20 protein-coding genes are annotated in these 15,939 nt (G+C 51.7%); all 20 read left to right on the top strand.

The window, feature by feature from the left end; translation table 11 throughout:
• Nucleotides 1-68: 68 nt before the first annotated feature.
• The 20 genes from ACKX2L_RS00390 (at nt 69) to ACKX2L_RS00295 (ending at nt 15,937) form a co-directional block, all read left to right on the top strand.
• On the top strand, nt 69-779 hold the full coding sequence (locus tag ACKX2L_RS00390) for a virulence protein (RefSeq protein ID WP_497552387.1): 711 nt from the start codon (nt 69-71) through the stop codon (nt 777-779).
• On the top strand, nt 776-1,000 hold the full coding sequence (locus ACKX2L_RS00385) for a DUF4314 domain-containing protein (RefSeq protein ID WP_178262722.1): 225 nt from the start codon (nt 776-778) through the stop codon (nt 998-1,000). Before ACKX2L_RS00390 ends, ACKX2L_RS00385 begins: the two co-directional genes overlap by 4 nt.
• Nucleotides 997-1,176: a DUF5049 domain-containing protein gene (locus ACKX2L_RS00380; protein WP_497552386.1), complete on the top strand. Its 180-nt coding sequence runs from the start codon at nt 997-999 to the stop codon at nt 1,174-1,176. The genes ACKX2L_RS00385 and ACKX2L_RS00380 overlap by 4 nt, the downstream gene beginning before the upstream one ends.
• Nucleotides 1,177-1,302: 126 nt before the next feature.
• Complete coding sequence (locus ACKX2L_RS00375) at nt 1,303-1,737, top strand: DUF7698 family protein (RefSeq protein ID WP_497552385.1); 435 nt, start codon at nt 1,303-1,305, stop codon at nt 1,735-1,737.
• A 64-nt stretch (nt 1,738-1,801) separates the two neighbouring features.
• On the top strand, nt 1,802-2,032 hold the full coding sequence (locus ACKX2L_RS00370) for a hypothetical protein (RefSeq protein ID WP_441100587.1): 231 nt from the start codon (nt 1,802-1,804) through the stop codon (nt 2,030-2,032).
• A gap of 134 nt (nt 2,033-2,166) precedes the next feature.
• On the top strand, nt 2,167-2,439 hold the full coding sequence (locus tag ACKX2L_RS00365) for a DUF7678 domain-containing protein (RefSeq protein ID WP_497552384.1): 273 nt from the start codon (nt 2,167-2,169) through the stop codon (nt 2,437-2,439).
• A 105-nt stretch (nt 2,440-2,544) separates the two neighbouring features.
• On the top strand, nt 2,545-4,152 hold the full coding sequence (locus ACKX2L_RS00360; protein ID WP_497552383.1) for a terminase large subunit: 1,608 nt from the start codon (nt 2,545-2,547) through the stop codon (nt 4,150-4,152).
• Nucleotides 4,153-4,169: 17 nt separating this feature from the next.
• On the top strand, nt 4,170-5,507 hold the full coding sequence (locus ACKX2L_RS00355; protein ID WP_066647736.1) for a phage portal protein: 1,338 nt from the start codon (nt 4,170-4,172) through the stop codon (nt 5,505-5,507).
• Entirely contained in the window at nt 5,431-6,279 is an 849-nt protein-coding gene (locus ACKX2L_RS00350; protein ID WP_497552382.1) for a head maturation protease, ClpP-related, read from the top strand. Before ACKX2L_RS00355 ends, ACKX2L_RS00350 begins: the two co-directional genes overlap by 77 nt.
• A gap of 13 nt (nt 6,280-6,292) precedes the next feature.
• Nucleotides 6,293-7,489, top strand: a complete 1,197-nt coding sequence (locus tag ACKX2L_RS00345) for a phage major capsid protein (protein WP_497552381.1) — start codon at nt 6,293-6,295, stop codon at nt 7,487-7,489.
• A gap of 69 nt (nt 7,490-7,558) precedes the next feature.
• Nucleotides 7,559-7,828, top strand: coding sequence for a head-tail connector protein (locus ACKX2L_RS00340; protein ID WP_066647728.1), 270 nt, complete (start codon nt 7,559-7,561; stop codon nt 7,826-7,828).
• A complete protein-coding gene (locus ACKX2L_RS00335) occupies nt 7,828-8,160 on the top strand; it encodes a phage head closure protein (protein ID WP_178262715.1) in 333 nt (110 codons plus the stop codon). The genes ACKX2L_RS00340 and ACKX2L_RS00335 overlap by 1 nt, the downstream gene beginning before the upstream one ends.
• Nucleotides 8,157-8,528 (top strand): HK97 gp10 family phage protein, encoded by a 372-nt coding sequence (locus tag ACKX2L_RS00330; protein WP_497552380.1) that lies wholly within the window; start codon nt 8,157-8,159, stop codon nt 8,526-8,528. The genes ACKX2L_RS00335 and ACKX2L_RS00330 overlap by 4 nt, the downstream gene beginning before the upstream one ends.
• Nucleotides 8,528-8,845, top strand: a complete 318-nt coding sequence (locus ACKX2L_RS00325) for a hypothetical protein (RefSeq protein WP_497552379.1) — start codon at nt 8,528-8,530, stop codon at nt 8,843-8,845. Before ACKX2L_RS00330 ends, ACKX2L_RS00325 begins: the two co-directional genes overlap by 1 nt.
• A gap of 1 nt (nt 8,846) precedes the next feature.
• Nucleotides 8,847-9,482, top strand: coding sequence for a major tail protein (locus ACKX2L_RS00320; protein WP_066647720.1), 636 nt, complete (start codon nt 8,847-8,849; stop codon nt 9,480-9,482).
• A 15-nt stretch (nt 9,483-9,497) separates the two neighbouring features.
• The gene (locus ACKX2L_RS00315) at nt 9,498-9,872 is read left to right on the top strand and encodes a hypothetical protein (protein WP_066647718.1); all 375 of its coding nucleotides are present in this window, start codon (nt 9,498-9,500) and stop codon (nt 9,870-9,872) included.
• An 8-nt stretch (nt 9,873-9,880) separates the two neighbouring features.
• Complete coding sequence (locus ACKX2L_RS00310; protein ID WP_497552541.1) at nt 9,881-10,039, top strand: hypothetical protein; 159 nt, start codon at nt 9,881-9,883, stop codon at nt 10,037-10,039.
• Nucleotides 10,040-10,096: 57 nt separating this feature from the next.
• Nucleotides 10,097-12,748: a phage tail tape measure protein gene (locus ACKX2L_RS00305; RefSeq protein ID WP_497552378.1), complete on the top strand. Its 2,652-nt coding sequence runs from the start codon at nt 10,097-10,099 to the stop codon at nt 12,746-12,748.
• The gene (locus ACKX2L_RS00300; RefSeq protein ID WP_178262707.1) at nt 12,749-13,117 is read left to right on the top strand and encodes a hypothetical protein; all 369 of its coding nucleotides are present in this window, start codon (nt 12,749-12,751) and stop codon (nt 13,115-13,117) included.
• Nucleotides 13,118-13,132: 15 nt separating this feature from the next.
• A complete protein-coding gene (locus ACKX2L_RS00295; RefSeq protein WP_497552377.1) occupies nt 13,133-15,937 on the top strand; it encodes a hypothetical protein in 2,805 nt (934 codons plus the stop codon).
• Nucleotides 15,938-15,939 lie beyond the last annotated feature (2 nt).

Here is a 15,939-nt window from a genome sequence, read left to right as displayed (position 1 = left end):
TAGATTCTCTTGCTATATTCCGGGCACAGAGTGATGTATGTACTACCAAAACAAAGGAGGTACATACCATGAAACTTACATTCAACGTTACTAAGGAAAACAAGAAGGCTTTCGCAAAGGCCATCGGAGAGATCACCGGAGAAAAAGCAGTCTACCAGTTCACACCGACCTACGCCTTCCAGATCGGCGACCTGACCGTAAACCGAGATGCAACCCTGACGGCTCCGGACGGAAAGGAGCTCGGGAGCCTGCTCGAAGCCCTGAAAGCTCAGGGGTATGAATTGCTTGAAGCCAAGGGCGCCCCGGAAGCTGAGCCACAGGAAGAAACACCTGCCGCAGACGAGAAGACGGAAGCAGATGAGAAAGCGCCGGAGCTTACAGTGAGCCTCCCGCTCACAGCCGCAAATGTCGGAACCCTGACGAACATCCTCTCCTCCAAGGGGGACCTGATCCGGCACGCCCTCGGGGTCACGGACCTTCGAATCAACGTCACCGAGGACAAGATTGAATTCCCATGGTTTACCCGGGAACTTACCGCCGAGGAAGCAAAAGCTTACACCACTTTCCTTTCCCTGCTCTGCAAGTTCTCAAAAGAGCTGAAACACGCCAGCAGCAGGCCGGTAGAAACGGACAATGAGAAATACGCCTTCCGCTGCTTCCTTCTCCGCCTCGGCTTTATCGGACCGGAGTACAAGGAAGCAAGAAAGATCCTGCTTCAGAACCTGACCGGAAGCGCAGCCTTCCGAAACGGAGCTCCGGCAAAGGAGGCAAAGGCATGAGAATGATAAGCGAGACAGCACTCAAGGCTCTGCGGGAGAATTACCCGCAGGGCACACGAATCGAACTGGTGCAGATGGATGATATTCAGGCGCCGCCTGCAGGAACCCTCGGAACCGTCATCGGAGTCGATGATACGGGGAGCCTTCTGGTGAACTGGGACAACGGCTCCGGCCTCAACGTGATCTACGGCGAAGATGTCGTAAGAAAGGTGGCAAGATGATGGACCCGAAAGTAAAGGAGCAGATCCTTTCGATCCGCGATACGGGACTTACGAACATGTTCGATCTTCCGATGGTTCAGCGCCTTGCCTACGAGAGAGGCTACTTCGAGCTGGTCCTCTACCTCGAGGATCACCGCGATGAATATGCCCATTTCATCCTGCACGGCGAGGCATAAATTACACAGCTTTTGCCCTCAAATCTTGTGCAAATTATGATCTACATTTCCTTGCTATATCTTCCCGGTAGAGTGATTAATACACATGCCAAAGGAAAACAAGCACAAAGCAAGGAGGACAAAGCCATGACGAACATTTTTGAAGAAACCTACAACACCATCGCAGAAGCAAAGAAAGCCTACAAGGCAGCCACCACCGCAGAGGAGAGGGACACCGCAAGGGATACGGCGAAGGCAGCCGAGGACAGGATCGACGAGCTAGGCGACATTGCCTGGAAGATCTGGAGAGCCTACGAGAAATCAAGGGACAACGAGAACGAGATCCTCGACTTCGACGACATCATCTGGGACCGGGATGTGGAAGCCCTCACCGCCTGCATGAAGGAGAACGGCATTAAGGCCTTCACCTACTCCTGCAGGGCAACGGATGCAATCGAAACCTTATGGCTTTTTAAAGAGGCAGGCTGCACGATCGGCGAGATGGTCGAGGTCAACCTCCGGAAGGACTTTTTCGGCAAAGGCTATGAGAAGGGCCACGCCTTCAAGATGATCCTGAATTAAGGGAATTGGGAGGGCCCTGAAGAGGGGCCTTCCAATTCTGGAACACGGAAAGGAGACGAAGGCCATGACAAGACAGAAAAAGGAAATCCTGAAGAAGATTGACGAAATCGAAACATTTATTGCCGTCGATGATGAGCTTGGATGCGGAATGGCGCCTCCCGGTGCTTACGATTCTCTGTACGAGGAAGAGAACCGGCTCTGGGAAGAACTAGCGCACTTAAGCCATTACCCGGATGCCATATCGATGCAGATGGATCCGAGAGGCATCGCCGGAGCGGAGGTGCCATTCAAGTAAAAAGAATCGGGAACGGAGCCCTTATGAAAGGCCCTGTTCCTCGTACAAATACACACAATCTCTTCCGCTGATCTTTGTCACATATATGCGTTGGTTCTCCTTGCTTTATATCCGGCGCAGAGTGATATATGTACATGCCAAAGGAAAAGGGCACACAAAAGAAACGGAGGAAAAAGACCATGTGGAAAAAAGGAAGCATTAAGATCGAGAACCAGACATTCACCTACTGCGCAAAGGTATACGGAGAGCCTAGCGAGGACTACGGCATCGAAGGCGGCAAGATCAGCAAGCTTGAGATTTGCCTCGGAGACTTCCCGGTCGCAAGATACGACAGAGGCTGGGACATCGAGCCGGAAACAGAAAACGCACAGCTTGCGGTTCTTGCCATCATGAACAACTTCAGATAAGAAAGCACCGAGAGGGAGCCGCAAGGCTCTTTCTCTCGTACACAAACCACATGGTCTGGATCGCTTCGGCGGTCCTTTTTTGATGCAAGGAAAGGAGGTCGCCTGATGGCGATGCGAAAACTGAAGAATTACAAGCCGACACGCTTTATGGCGGAGACCTCCCACTACAGCAAGGAGGCTGCAGATTATGCCGTGCTCTTTATCGAAAGCCTCCGGCATACCAAAGGCAGCTGGTACCGGAAGCCCTTTGATCTGATTGACTGGCAGGAGCAGATCATCCGAGATCTTTTTGGTGTTCTGAAGCCAAACGGCTATCGCCAGTTCAATACAGCCTACATCGAGATTCCAAAGAAACAAGGAAAGTCCGAGCTTGCCGCGGCGGTCGCTCTGCTTCTCACCTGCGGCGATGGGGAAGAGCGTGCAGAAGTCTACGGTTGTGCCGCAGACAGAAATCAGGCCAAGATCGTGTACGACGTGGCCGTTGATATGGTGCGGCTCTGCCCCGCTCTGGATAAACGAGTGAAGATTCTGGAATCCCAGAAGAAACTCATCTATCTTCCGACGAACAGTACCTATCAGGTGCTCTCTGCAGATGTCGCCAATAAACACGGTTTTAATACGAGCGGCGTGATCTTCGATGAGCTTCACACCCAGCCGAATCGGAAATTATACGACGTTATGACAAAAGGTTCCGGCGATGCCAGAACCCAGCCGCTTTACTTTCTGATCACGACTGCAGGAACGGATACGAATAGCATCTGCTACGAGGTCCACCAGAAGGCACTCGATATTATCGCCGGAAGAAAGATTGATCCGACCTTCTACCCTGTGATCTACGGCGCAGCGGAATCCGACGACTGGACAGATCCGGAGGTCTGGAAGAAAGCGAATCCGTCGCTTGGCATCACGGTCGGCATCGATAAGGTGCAAGATGCCTGCAACTCCGCCAAACAGAATCCCGGCGAAGAGAACGCCTTCCGGCAGCTGAGACTGAACCAATGGGTAAAACAGGCTGTCCGCTGGATGCCAATGGACAAATGGGACGCCTGTGCCTATCCTGTGGATCCGGATGAGCTGGAGGGCCGTGTCTGCTATGGCGGTCTTGACCTTTCGTCCACAACGGATATCACAGCCTTTGTCCTCGTCTTCCCGCCAAGGGATGAGACGGATAAATATGTGGTTCTCCCCTACTTCTGGATTCCGGAGGACAACGTTGATCTTCGTGTGAGGCGTGATCACGTTCCTTACGACCTCTGGGAGAAGGAAGGCTATCTCGAAACGACCGAAGGCAATGTCATTCATTACGGATTTATCGAGAAGTTCATCGAGAATCTCGGGAACCGGTTCAATATCCGTGAGATTGCTTTCGACCGATGGGGAGCTGTCCAGATGGTACAGAATCTTGAGGGCATGGGCTTTACCGTCGTCCCTTTCGGGCAGGGCTTTAAAGATATGTCCCCGCCTACCAAGGAACTCATGAACCTCGTTCTTGAAAAGCGGATCGCCCACGGAGGACATCCGGTGCTCCGCTGGATGATGGATAACATCTTCATCCGTCGTGATCCGGCAGGAAACATCAAGGCAGACAAGGAAAAGTCCACAGAGAAGATCGATGGCGCGGTCGCTATGATCATGGGCCTCGACCGGGCAATCCGGTGCGGCAACGATAGCGGCGAATCCGTCTACGACGACCGCGGCATCCTCTTCCTCTGATCATGTAGGAGGTATGAATGAGCATCTTTTCAAAACTATTTAAATCCAGAGATAAACCGCAGAACTCCACGAACGGGTCCGGCTATCGCTACTACTTCGGCGGCACGACTTCCGGCAATACCGTAACGGAACGATCTGCCATGCAGATCTCAGCAGTCTATGCCTGCGTCCGTGTTCTCTCGGAGGCCATCGCAAGCCTGCCGCTTCACCTCTATGAATACACAGAGGAAGGCAGCAAGGTGAAAGCTGTGAAACATCCGCTTTACCGACTTTTACATGATGAGCCGAATCCGGAAATGACATCGTATATCTTCCGGGAGACTTTGATGACGCATCTGCTCCTCTGGGGCAACGCTTACGCACAGATCATAAGGAACGGACGCGGTGAAGTCGTAGGGCTATATCCTCTGATGGCAAACCGGATGCGTGTGGACCGTGATGAGAACGGCCACATCTACTATGAGTACCAGATGAATACCTCGGATGCTCCCACGATGAAAACCGGAACGGTCCGGCTCTCCCCGGAGGAAGTGCTGCATGTTCCCGGTCTTGGCTTTGACGGCCTTGTCGGTTACTCCCCTATCGCGATGGCGAAGAACTCCATCGGCATGGCAATGGCAACCGAAGAATACGGCGCGTCCTTCTTTAAGAACGGTGCGAATCCGTCCGGCGTGCTTTCCATGCCCGGGACGGTAAAGGATCCGGAGAAGATCCGCTCCTCTTGGGAAGCGGGCTTCGGAGGAAGCCACAAGGCCAACAAGGTCGCGATCTTAGAGGAGGGCATGACTTATACCCCGATCTCCATCTCGCCCGAACAGGCGCAGTTTCTGGAGACTCGGAAATTCCAGCTGGATGAGATCGCAAGGATCTTCCGGATTCCACCCCACCTCATCGGTGATCTGGAGCATGCAACCTTCTCAAACATTGAGGAGCAGTCACTGGAATTTGTCACTTATACGCTGGAGCCGTGGCTCGTCCGCTGGGAACAGTCGATGCAGCGCTCTCTCCTGCTTCCGCAGGAAAAGGAAAACTACTTCATCCGCTTCAACGTGGACGGCCTGCTTCGAGGAGATTACGGCAGCCGGATGAGCGGCTACGCCACCGGCATTCAGAACGGCATCTACTCCATCAATGATGTGAGAGAGCTTGAAAACATGGACCTGCTTTCTGATGAGGAAGGCGGCAACCTTCACGTCCTGAACGGAAATGTCGTAAAACTCGCTGACGCAGGATCCGCGTATGAGAAGAATACAGAATCAGAAAATAAGGAGGACTCAGATGAATCCACAGAAGAAGTTCTGGAAATGGGTAAGAAACAAAACGCCCGTACCGGAAAATCCAAGCGAAACAACTGAATCAAGAACCTTGTTCTTAAACGGAACAATCGCTGAAGAGTCGTGGTTTGACGATGACGTCACCCCGGCTCTTTTTCGTTCCGATCTTGAGAACGGAACCGGCGACATCACCGTCTGGGTAAACAGCCCCGGAGGCGACTGCTTCGCGGCAGCTCAGATCTACAACATGCTCCGTGACTACAAGGGAAAGGTCACCGTCAAGGTAGACGGTCTTGCTGCATCGGCAGCGTCCGTCATTGCAATGGCAGGCGATACGGTTCTCGTCTCTCCTGTCTCGATGATCATGATCCATAACCCGAGCACTGTTGCGATGGGTGACACGGCAGAAATGCAGAAAGCCATCCAGATGCTCTCCGAGGTGAAGGATTCCATCATCAATGCCTATCAGGCAAAGACCGGTCTTTCGAGAAACAAGCTCTCGAAACTCATGGATGAGGAGACCTGGATGGATGCCGGCAAGGCTGTGGAGCTTCACTTTGCAGACGGCATGATCGAGCGCGATGAACTCTACGGTACCAAAACAGTACCTGAGCCTGACGAAGAGGATGAGCCATCCGAGGGCGATGAGAAACCGGACGAGTCGTCAGAGGAGATTGAAGAGCAGCCTTCCGGCATGCTTTTCTCCCGCTACCAGGTGGCAGCAGCGATCAATAAGAAACTCTGCGACTACGCAAGGAACCACCCTGCAACCCCGCAGGCCAAAGATACCACTCACTTACACAGGGTCGATGACCTCGAAAAGAGACTCGATCTCATGAAACAGTTCATCTAAGGAGGAAAATATTATGACTTTACAGGAGCTTATGAACAAGAGAGCAAAGGCATGGGAAGCTGCAAAAGCCTTCCTTGACTCTCACAGAAACACCGACGGACTTCTCTCTCAGGAGGACGGTGAAACCTACGACCGCATGGAGAAGGAAATCACCGACTACACCAAGGAAATCGACCGTCTGAACAGACAGGCAGCTATTGAGGAGCAGATGGGAAAGCCGACCGCTTCTCCCCTCACTGGAAAGCCGGGAGCCGGCGTAAAGGACGAGCCGGAGAAAAAAGGCCGTGCTTCTCACGCATACGCCAAGGCAATGATCGCTGCCATGCGTACCGGATTCCACCAGGTATCCGATGTTCTGGAAGAAGGCAATGACGCGAACGGCGGCTACCTTGTTCCGGAGGAATGGGATTCCCGTCTGATCGACAGACTCGAGGATGAGAATATCTTCCGCGGACTTGCGACTACCATCACCACATCCGGCGAGCACAAGATCAACATTGCTGCGACTAAGCCCGCGGCTGCATGGATTGAGGAAGGTCAGGAGCTCACCTTCGGCGACGCTACTTTCGACCAGGTGATCCTCGATGCCCACAAACTGCACGTAGCCATCAAGGTAACGGAGGAACTGCTCTACGACAACGCCTTCAATCTTGAGAACTATATCATCGATACCTTCGGAAAGGCCATCGGCAATGCCGAGGAGGATGCTTTCTTGAACGGTGACGGCAAGGGCAAGCCGACCGGCATCTTCGCTGAGACCGGTGGCGGCCAGACTGGTGTGACCATCTCCGGCACTAAGATTACTGCCGATGATGTGATCTCCCTCATCTACGCCCTCAAGCGTCCGTACAGAAAGAATGCCCTTTTCATTCTGAACGACTCCACTCTTGCAGTTCTCCGCAAGCTCAAGGATTCGAACGGTGCGTACATCTGGCAGCCTTCCTACACGGCCGGTGAGCCGGATCGTCTCTGCGGATATTCCGTTCTGACCTCTGCTTATGCTCCGGCGCTGGAAGCTGGAAAGCCTGCCATCGCATTCGGCGACTTCTCCTACTACAACATCGGAGACCGTGGCACTCGTTCCGTTCAGGAACTCCGTGAGCTTTTCGCAGGCAACGGAATGATCGGCTACGTCGCCAAGGAGCGTGTTGACGGCAAGCTCGTTCTTCCGGAGGCTGTACAGATTCTGAAGGCTGGAGCATCCGCCTGACGGATTCCCTCTTAACTAGTAAAGGGGCCGGAGCCAATCACTCCGGTCCATATCATTATGGAGGTGCTTATGGTAAAGCTTGAGGACGCCAAGAAATATCTCCGGATTGATTATTCGGATGAAGATGCACTCCTGCAAAGCGAGATCTCCGCAGCAGAACGTCTGGTAGCTGATGTGCTGAGGAAGGACTCGCTCGACGACAGTGACAGCCCTCTCGTCATGGCTGCTGTTCTCTATGCCCTCGCTTACTTAAATGAGCACCGGGAGGAAGCAGACCATCACGCACTGATTCTTACCCTCCGCGCCATTCTGTTTGGAGAAAGGAGCCCTGGATTCTGATGAACATTGCAGGCATGAACATCCGCATCACGATTCAGAAAAATGAAATCGTGAAGGACAAGTACGGAAACCACACCAATGCGTGGACGGACTTTTTCACCTGCTGGGCAACGCCAGTTCAAAGCGGCGGCTCAGAGAAACAGGAAGCCGGAACCACGAACAGTACGGAGGCACTTGATTTCACGGTCCGGTATGCGGAATGCCTCGAAGGGCTCGACTCCACGAAGCTCAGGATCCGACACGGCGATGATCTCTACAACGTGACGGCGATAGACCCGATGGGATTCCATCACCGAAGTCTGAAATTCCGATGTGAGAAGGTGAAGCGATGAAGATAAAAGCAGACGATCTTGCTGCAACGGTTGAGAAGACACTCTCCGACTACGTGGAGGATGTGAACGATGTTGTAAAGCAGGAAATCAAGGATGCCGGCAAGGAAGCTCTAAAGGAACTGAAGGAAAAATCACCCAAGCGCAGAGGCAAGTACGCCAAGAGTTGGCGATCCACAGTTCAGAAGGAAACGGCTGTCGGCGCTGAAGTCGTCGTTCATAACAAGATCTATGGACTCACCCATCTTCTGGAAAAAGGTCATGCCAAGCGTGGCGGAGGTCGCGTTGATGGGATCCCGCATATCTCGACTGTGGAGGAAGACATCACCGGAAAGCTATCCGACGAGATTGAGAAGGAGTTGAAAAGCTGATGGACAAGATCATCACCATTCTGGAGGAGCTGGGTCTTCCCTTTGCCTACGATCACTTTACCGAGGGTGAAGGACCGGATCCACCTTTTCTCTGCTATCGCTGTCCGAACAGTGATAACTTCGCTGCGGATGGAACCGTGTATTTCCCGATTACCGAGATCGATATCGAGCTCTACACGGATAAGAAGGATCCAAAGATCGAAAAGAAACTGGAAGATCTGCTCGTGAAAAGCGGAATCTTCTTTGACAAAACAGAGACCTGGATAGAGTCGGAAAAGCTCTACGAGGTCCTGTATTCATTTGAACAGGAGGCCTGAAATGGCAAATAAAAAGAATAAGGTCAAGTACAACCTTAAAAATGTACATTATGCCATTGCGACAATCGCGGAAGACGGCACTGCCACTTTCGCAGACCCTGTAGCGTGGCCGGGTGCTGTATCCCTCTCTCTGGATGCTCAGGGAGACCAGACTATCTTCTGGGCAGACGGTGTGCAGTACTTCGTCACCACTGCAAACAGTGGATATAACGGAGACTTTGAGTCTGCAATGGTACCCGAGGACTTTCGGGAGAATGTGCTCGGAGAGATCAAGGACGGCAACGGTGTTCTGATTGAAGACGCGGATGCGCAGCCGATTCACTTTGCCCTGCTCTTTGAGTTTGACGGCGATGTGAATGAAATCCGTCACGTCATGTATAACTGCACGGCGACGAGACCTTCCGTAGCATCTTCCACGAAGGAGGATTCCATCGAGGTCCAGACCGAGAGTCTTACCATTAATGCCACCAGCATCAAGGATGCAACCCTTGGCAAGAACATCGTCAAGGCTAGGTCTGGAGCAGATACAGCCGATGCCACTTACCAGAACTGGTACAGCAAGGTGTACACGCCTGCCGCAGTAAAGGCAGCCAGCACAACGAGCACCACTACTTCGACATCTGGTTCCAGCAAGTAATAAGGAGGAACGATCATGTATCAGGAGATTTCGCTCCGGCTCAGTGATGGGTCGGAGCAGAATTTCCCGTTTCTCGCAACGGGAACAACAGCCTACCGCTTTAAGCAGGTATTCCATCAGGATCTGATGATCCTCTTGAACAAGATGGAAAACAGCGAGGATGATCAAACCGATATGACAGTCGGTGACAAACTCGCTTTCATCATGAATGCACAGGCAGAAAAGAAGGATATGAATCATCTGAGCGTAGATGCTTTCCTTACCTGGGCAGACCAGTTCGATGGCGCAGAACTCTTCCTTCACATGCAGGAGTTCGTTACTCTCTATCTTGGCTCCAGAAGGACAACCTCAAAGCCAAAAAAAGAAGTCGCCCAACTGAACGGGAAGTAAACACGGCTGTGTTTATGCTGCGTGCCAAACAGCTGGGCTTTTCCTTAGAGGAACTCGACAACGTGGAGGAAGGACTCGTGATGGATATGATCATTGAATCCGGAAATGATCTCTGTGATGACGAGTACAGGCAGGTTGCAACGCAGCAGGATTTCGATTCGTTTTAATCAGCATCGGTAAAAGCCGGTGCTTTTTTCATGCCGTTTTTCAGGAGGTGATGAGCTATGGCAGATCGTATCAAGGGCATAACGATTGAGCTGGACGGCGATACTACCAAGCTCTCCAACGCCCTGAAAGGTGTAAACAAGGAAATCCGTGATACCCAGAGCAATCTGAAGGATGTAAACAAGCTCCTGAAGATGGATCCGGGCAACGCTGACCTGCTCGCGCAGAAACAGAAGTATCTAACCGACGCCATTGACGCAACCAAGAAGAAACTTGCCGAGGAGAAGGAAGCCCTCGCCCAGCTCAAAGCTGGTCCTCAGACCGAGGAGACGCAGAAACAGCAGGAAGCCCTGACTCGCGAGATCGAGGCCACCAAGCAGTCGCTCGAAGGACTCGAGGACGAATATAAGAAGTTCGGTTCCGTTGCCAACCAGCAGCTTCAGGTCGCCGGTGACAAGATGAAAGAGGTCGGCGGCAAGATCAGTGACGTCGGAGGCGGACTTACTAAAGGAATAACCGTTCCGGTCGCTGCCGCTGCAGGCGCTTCGGTTGCAGCATGGAAAGAAGTCGATGAAGCTCTCGATACGGTCACCGAGAAAACCGGAGCTTCAGGTGCTGCCCTCGAGGACATGCAGAAACGTGCCAAGTCCATCGCCGAGACGATCCCGACTGATTTTCAGACTGCTGGTGATGCCATCGGCGAAGTGAACACGAGATTCGGGCTTACCGGAGATGCACTCGAGGAGCTCTCCACAAAGTTCGTAGAGTTCGCCACGCTGAATTCGACGGATGTATCCACCTCGGTCGATAACGTCTCGTCCGTCCTCAATGCTTTCGGGCAGGATTCTTCCGATGCCGGAAACCTTCTCGATGCTTTAAACCAGGTCGGGCAGGCAACTGGTGTATCGATGGATACACTCTCGCAGGATCTCTCGAAGAATGCCGGACAGTTTCAGGCGATGGGACTTTCGGCAGAACAGGCAGCAGGCTTCATGGGCGCCGTCGAGATGTCTGGTCTGGATACCTCGACAATGCTCACTGGCCTCACCAAAGCGCAGAAGGTTGCAACGAAGAATGGTCAATCCCTCAGTGATGCATTGAAGGACTTCTCCAAAACGATGAACAGCAACCAGAGTGACACGGAGAAGCTGCAGGCAGCATACGACCTGTTCGGCTCTCGTGCTGGTGGTGCCATCTATAACGCTGTGCAGAGTGGCAAGCTCTCACTCGATGACCTGTCCTCTACTCTCGGGGATTATGCAGGATCCGTAGAGAATACCTTCAACGAAACGCTGGATCCTCTGGATCAGATGACGGTTGTGATGAACAACCTGAAAGACCTCGGCGCAGAAATCGTCGATGCTTCTGCACCGATGATCACTGAAGCCATGACGCAGATCAAAGACGTGGTGACCGGACTCAAGGATGCATGGGACGGATTATCCCCGGGCATGCAGGAAGCCATCGTAAAAGCAGCGCTCATTGCTGCCGCGGTTGGTCCTGTTCTTGTCGGTGTTGGAAAGGTTGTCTCAGCAATCGGTGGAATCACCTCGACGCTTGGTACCTTTGTCGGTTTTATCTCCGGTACCGTGATCCCGGCAATCGGTGCGGTCTCCGTTCCGATTCTTCCGATCATCACCATCATCGCGGCTGTAGTTGCAGCAGTGATTGGCGTCATTGAGATCGTGAAACACTGGGGAGAAATCTCCGAGTGGTTTGGCGGAGTCTGGTCTACGTTCTGTGATGGTGTAAAAACCGTCGGCAGTGCGCTCGGTGACTTCTTCTCCGGGCTCTGGGACGGAATCAAATCCACAACGGAAACGGTCTGGAATGGAATCAGTGGTTTCTTCTCCGGCCTGTGGAGTGGAATCAGCACTACGGCAACGACGGTTTTTACCAGCATCTCCGACTTCCTCGGAAATACCTGGACTACAATCAGTGGAGCAACATCTTCTGCTTGGAGTGGAATTACCACTACCCTCTCCGGTGCATGGAATGGCATTAAATCAACAGCCAGCACTGCCTTTGAGAATGTCAAAACGACCATCAGCACTGCATGGGATACGGTAAAGACCAAAACCGGGACCACTTGGGATGCCATTCAGTCTTCCGTTGAATCACATGGCGGCGGCATCAAAGGCATCATCGGGACAGCTGTGGATGCTTATAAATCGATCTGGGAAGCAGGATTTTCCAAGATCAATGATCTGACTGGCGGCAAACTCGGTGATGCTTTATCTGCTGCCCGAGGCAAACTTGGCGATATCAAGGGAGCCTTCTCCTCGATGATTGAAAACGCCAAGAGCATCGTAAGCGGCGGTCTTGACCGAATCAAAGGATTCTTTGCCGGATGCCATCTCCAGCTTCCGCATATCAAACTTCCACATTTCTCCATCAGTGGCAGTCTCTCTTTGAATCCTCCTTCTGTGCCGCATCTGTCAGTTGACTGGTACAAGAAGGCCATGGACGATGCCTACATCTTAAACAGCCCCACCATCTTCGGCGCTGCAGGTGGCAGACTTCTCGGTGGTGGTGAAGCCGGGCAGGAAGCGGTCGTCGGTACTGACAAACTGGCTGAGATTGTGCAGGGAGCCCTTGTCGGAGCTGGCGGGGGAGATATCGTGATCCCGGTTTATATCGGGAATGAACGAATCGAGGAACTGGTCGTAAAAGCACAGCAGAAAGTGAACTACCGGTCAGGAGGGAGATAAATGCTGAGCGAATATCCGATTTATTTCGATGACGTTAAGCTCTTCACTCCGGAAAGCTGGGAAGAAAGCTACGCTGTTATCGAAAATACCAATCAAACCGAGGCAGGAACGGATCAGGTGATTGTCACAAGATATGACAAGCTCTCCGTTTCTGCTTCTTTTAAATGTTCCAGCCGCTGGGCTGCAAAGTTCGCTGAGTTCCGGGACAAGGATTCCATTCAGGTGAAGCTATATGACCTGAAAACACAGGACTATAAGACCCGGACAATGCGGATGCGAAATTTCAAAACCGGTCCTGAGAAGAACTCGGAAAAGACCAGAGGCACGAACGGACTTTATACCGTGAATTTTGATTTGCAGGAATTTTAAAGGAGGAGGGCTGCCATGTACAAAGTAAGTGAACAGTATAAAGCAGCCATGCAGCGGCCTGTCCAGAGTTATCGGATGCGGGGAATCATCGGAAACACGGTATTTGATGATTCCCACATCCTTTCGGGCTCGTTTTCCATTACAAACCAGTGCTCGGATGAGACGCAGGTCCTAATCGGTCAGGTGTATATCGCAGAGCTTAAAATAACGCTTCTAGGCATGGAGGATGAGCGCTATGCCTTAAAGGATGCTGGTATCCGTCCATTCTTCGGAATGCGTCTTGCGGATGGAAGCTATGAGGACATTCCGCTTGGCGTGTTTACCATCTCGGAAGCGAACTGGGGAAACAGCGGAGTTGAAATCACAGCCTATGACAACATGTCAAAGCTTGACCGGAGTTTTTCCGCATCGACGCTGACGGGGACCGCCTACCGGCTCGCCTCTATCGCCTGCCGCTCCTGCGATCTAGAACTTGGCACTTCTGCAGAGGAGTTTGCTTCCTTTGCAAACGGGAATATGACCTTCAGTCTCTATGCTGACAACAACATCGAGAGCTGGAGAACCTTCCTCTCGTGGGTTGCGCAGGCTGTGGCCTGTAACGTTTTTGCAGACCGTGAAGGAAAGATCATCTTTCGTCCCTACGATCAGATTCCGGTCGATACGATTGATGCGGCTCATCGATTTACCGGCTGTACCTTCGGCGATTATGTAACGAGATATACCGGACTTTCCTGCGTGGATATTGCTGTTCAGGAAACGAAATACTACGGAGAAGATACCGATGATGCCCTGACCTATAACCTTGGCGAGAATCCCTTCCTGCAGAACGGTGATGTAGATGCGATGCGGAAAAGCATCCTCACAGCTCTTGGCAGCATTCAGTATGTGCCGTTCAAGGCTGAGATGATCGGGAACCCCGCTTATGATCTTATGGACGTTTTCCGATTCACAGGTGGACATGCAGATGATAACCGGCTTTTCTGTATGACGAAGTTCGTGTTCTCCTACAACCAGAAATATGAAATGTCTGGCGTCGGGAAGAATCCGGCTCTCATTACCAGAAACAGTAAGAGCGATAAGGACATCTCTGGCCTTGTTGATGAAGTAAATTCGATCACGAGTTCCATCAACAGCCTGCTCTACGATTACAATACCGGAACATTATGCTTTGGCCAGTCTGAACGAATCGCCGGATGCATTTCCTACTACATCTCCAAGGAAGCAGACGTCGAGGGACATTTTCTCATGCATTACCGGACGGATCAGTCCACAACGATGATCGTCCGAGTCTACGATACGACTGTTGAAGAGCTCTATTCTCCTCTGATTTATGACCTTCCTGCCGGTGATGGCACCATCGGAATCCCTCACTCCTACCTTCATCGAGTGGCCGGAAATCATGAGGCGCTTATCACTGTTCAGTGCACAATCGGCACGATTGAAGTTCAGCCAAGAGGTATCTTTTTTACCATTAACGCTGGAAACTTCGCAGAGGCTGTCGATGAAATCGGCATGGACATTCGTGATATTTCCATGCGGCAGCTATCCGAATCAGACGGCCCAGATCAGATCTGGTGTGCCGGAATCGAGAACGGGAAACTTCTCATCAGCCGCCGGGAATACAAGTCCTCTTCAAAAAGTGTCATTAAATGGGAAGGTGTCTATACACCCGGAGAAGCACTGAATGCTGCCATTGAGTTTGATGGATCCTGGGTTCTTCGGACCGGAGCCGAGAAGTTCACGATTGAAACAGATGATCAGCCGTGGATCTTCTGGATTACGGATAAAACGACAAGAACCCTTTATGCCCAGAAAGGTGACGATGAAACGACAAGATTTGTCGCCGCAGAAGGTGTGAAATCCGTCCACGCCTGCAAAGGCTACAGTTCGGAAATGTATCCGGAACAGGATCAGGGACTGGTTCTTCTCTACGTAAAGACGGACGGCTCTGTCTTTTATCGTCAGTACACGCTGAATACCGAAACCAAGACGAAGATCTGGTCCAATGAAACAGAGATCGGGAAAGGAACGGAATGGCTGGAAGCCAATGTGCATCGTCTCAATGACTATCGCCTAAGCTTTGAACTGACGAGCGCTTCCGAAAATCACTGGATGATCACCGGACGAACTTATGTCGGCCAGTCCGTCTATCCGGAGAATGCAGACTTTAATGACAACAATAAGATCGGCATCAGCATGTTCCGTAATCGCGATACGATTGATTTTACGGGCAAGGCCGTGCTCTTTGACGACCCGGTTGCTCCGGAGAAAGTTTTCCGTATCCGGTATCCGTATGATATCAAAGCCTTTGATTCTTCCTATAGAAGTGCCGTCACAGTGACATTGAACGGCAAAGAGCTCTCTGGCAATAGCTATACCTTAAGTCTCGACGGTACGGATCTCGTGATTACCACGAAAGATGAAGTGGCGGCTACAAGAGCCAAGGAAGCTGTATTGCAAGTTGATATTTCTGCGGAAGATACACCTTTTTACCTGTCAAACGGAAATGGTGTAAACCGTCTTTTACTCTATGACCAGAGCTTCAGCTGGACCATTGAGAGAAATATCACTGTTAAGAATATTGAAATCGAAGAAACGGTAGGAATTCACATTGCCGCAACTTCTGCTATCACAACCCATCAGGTTCAGAATCAGGCAAGCATCCAGCCAGATGAAGGAACCCTTCACGCAGCCATGACTTCTTCCTTTATCACAAGACAGGTAAAGGAAACAAAAATGACCGTCTCCGATGAGGGAGAGCTTAAAGCTTCTGTCACCGCAGAGATCAAGACTTACATGACGAGCGACGCACCGATCTAAGG

Source organism: Porcibacter vitabionis, from assembly GCF_046263795.1.
Lineage (GTDB): Bacteria > Bacillota > Clostridia > Lachnospirales > Lachnospiraceae > Lachnocurva.
The sequence above is the reverse complement of the archived record's forward strand: the minus strand, read 5'-3'. Positions and strand labels throughout refer to the sequence as shown.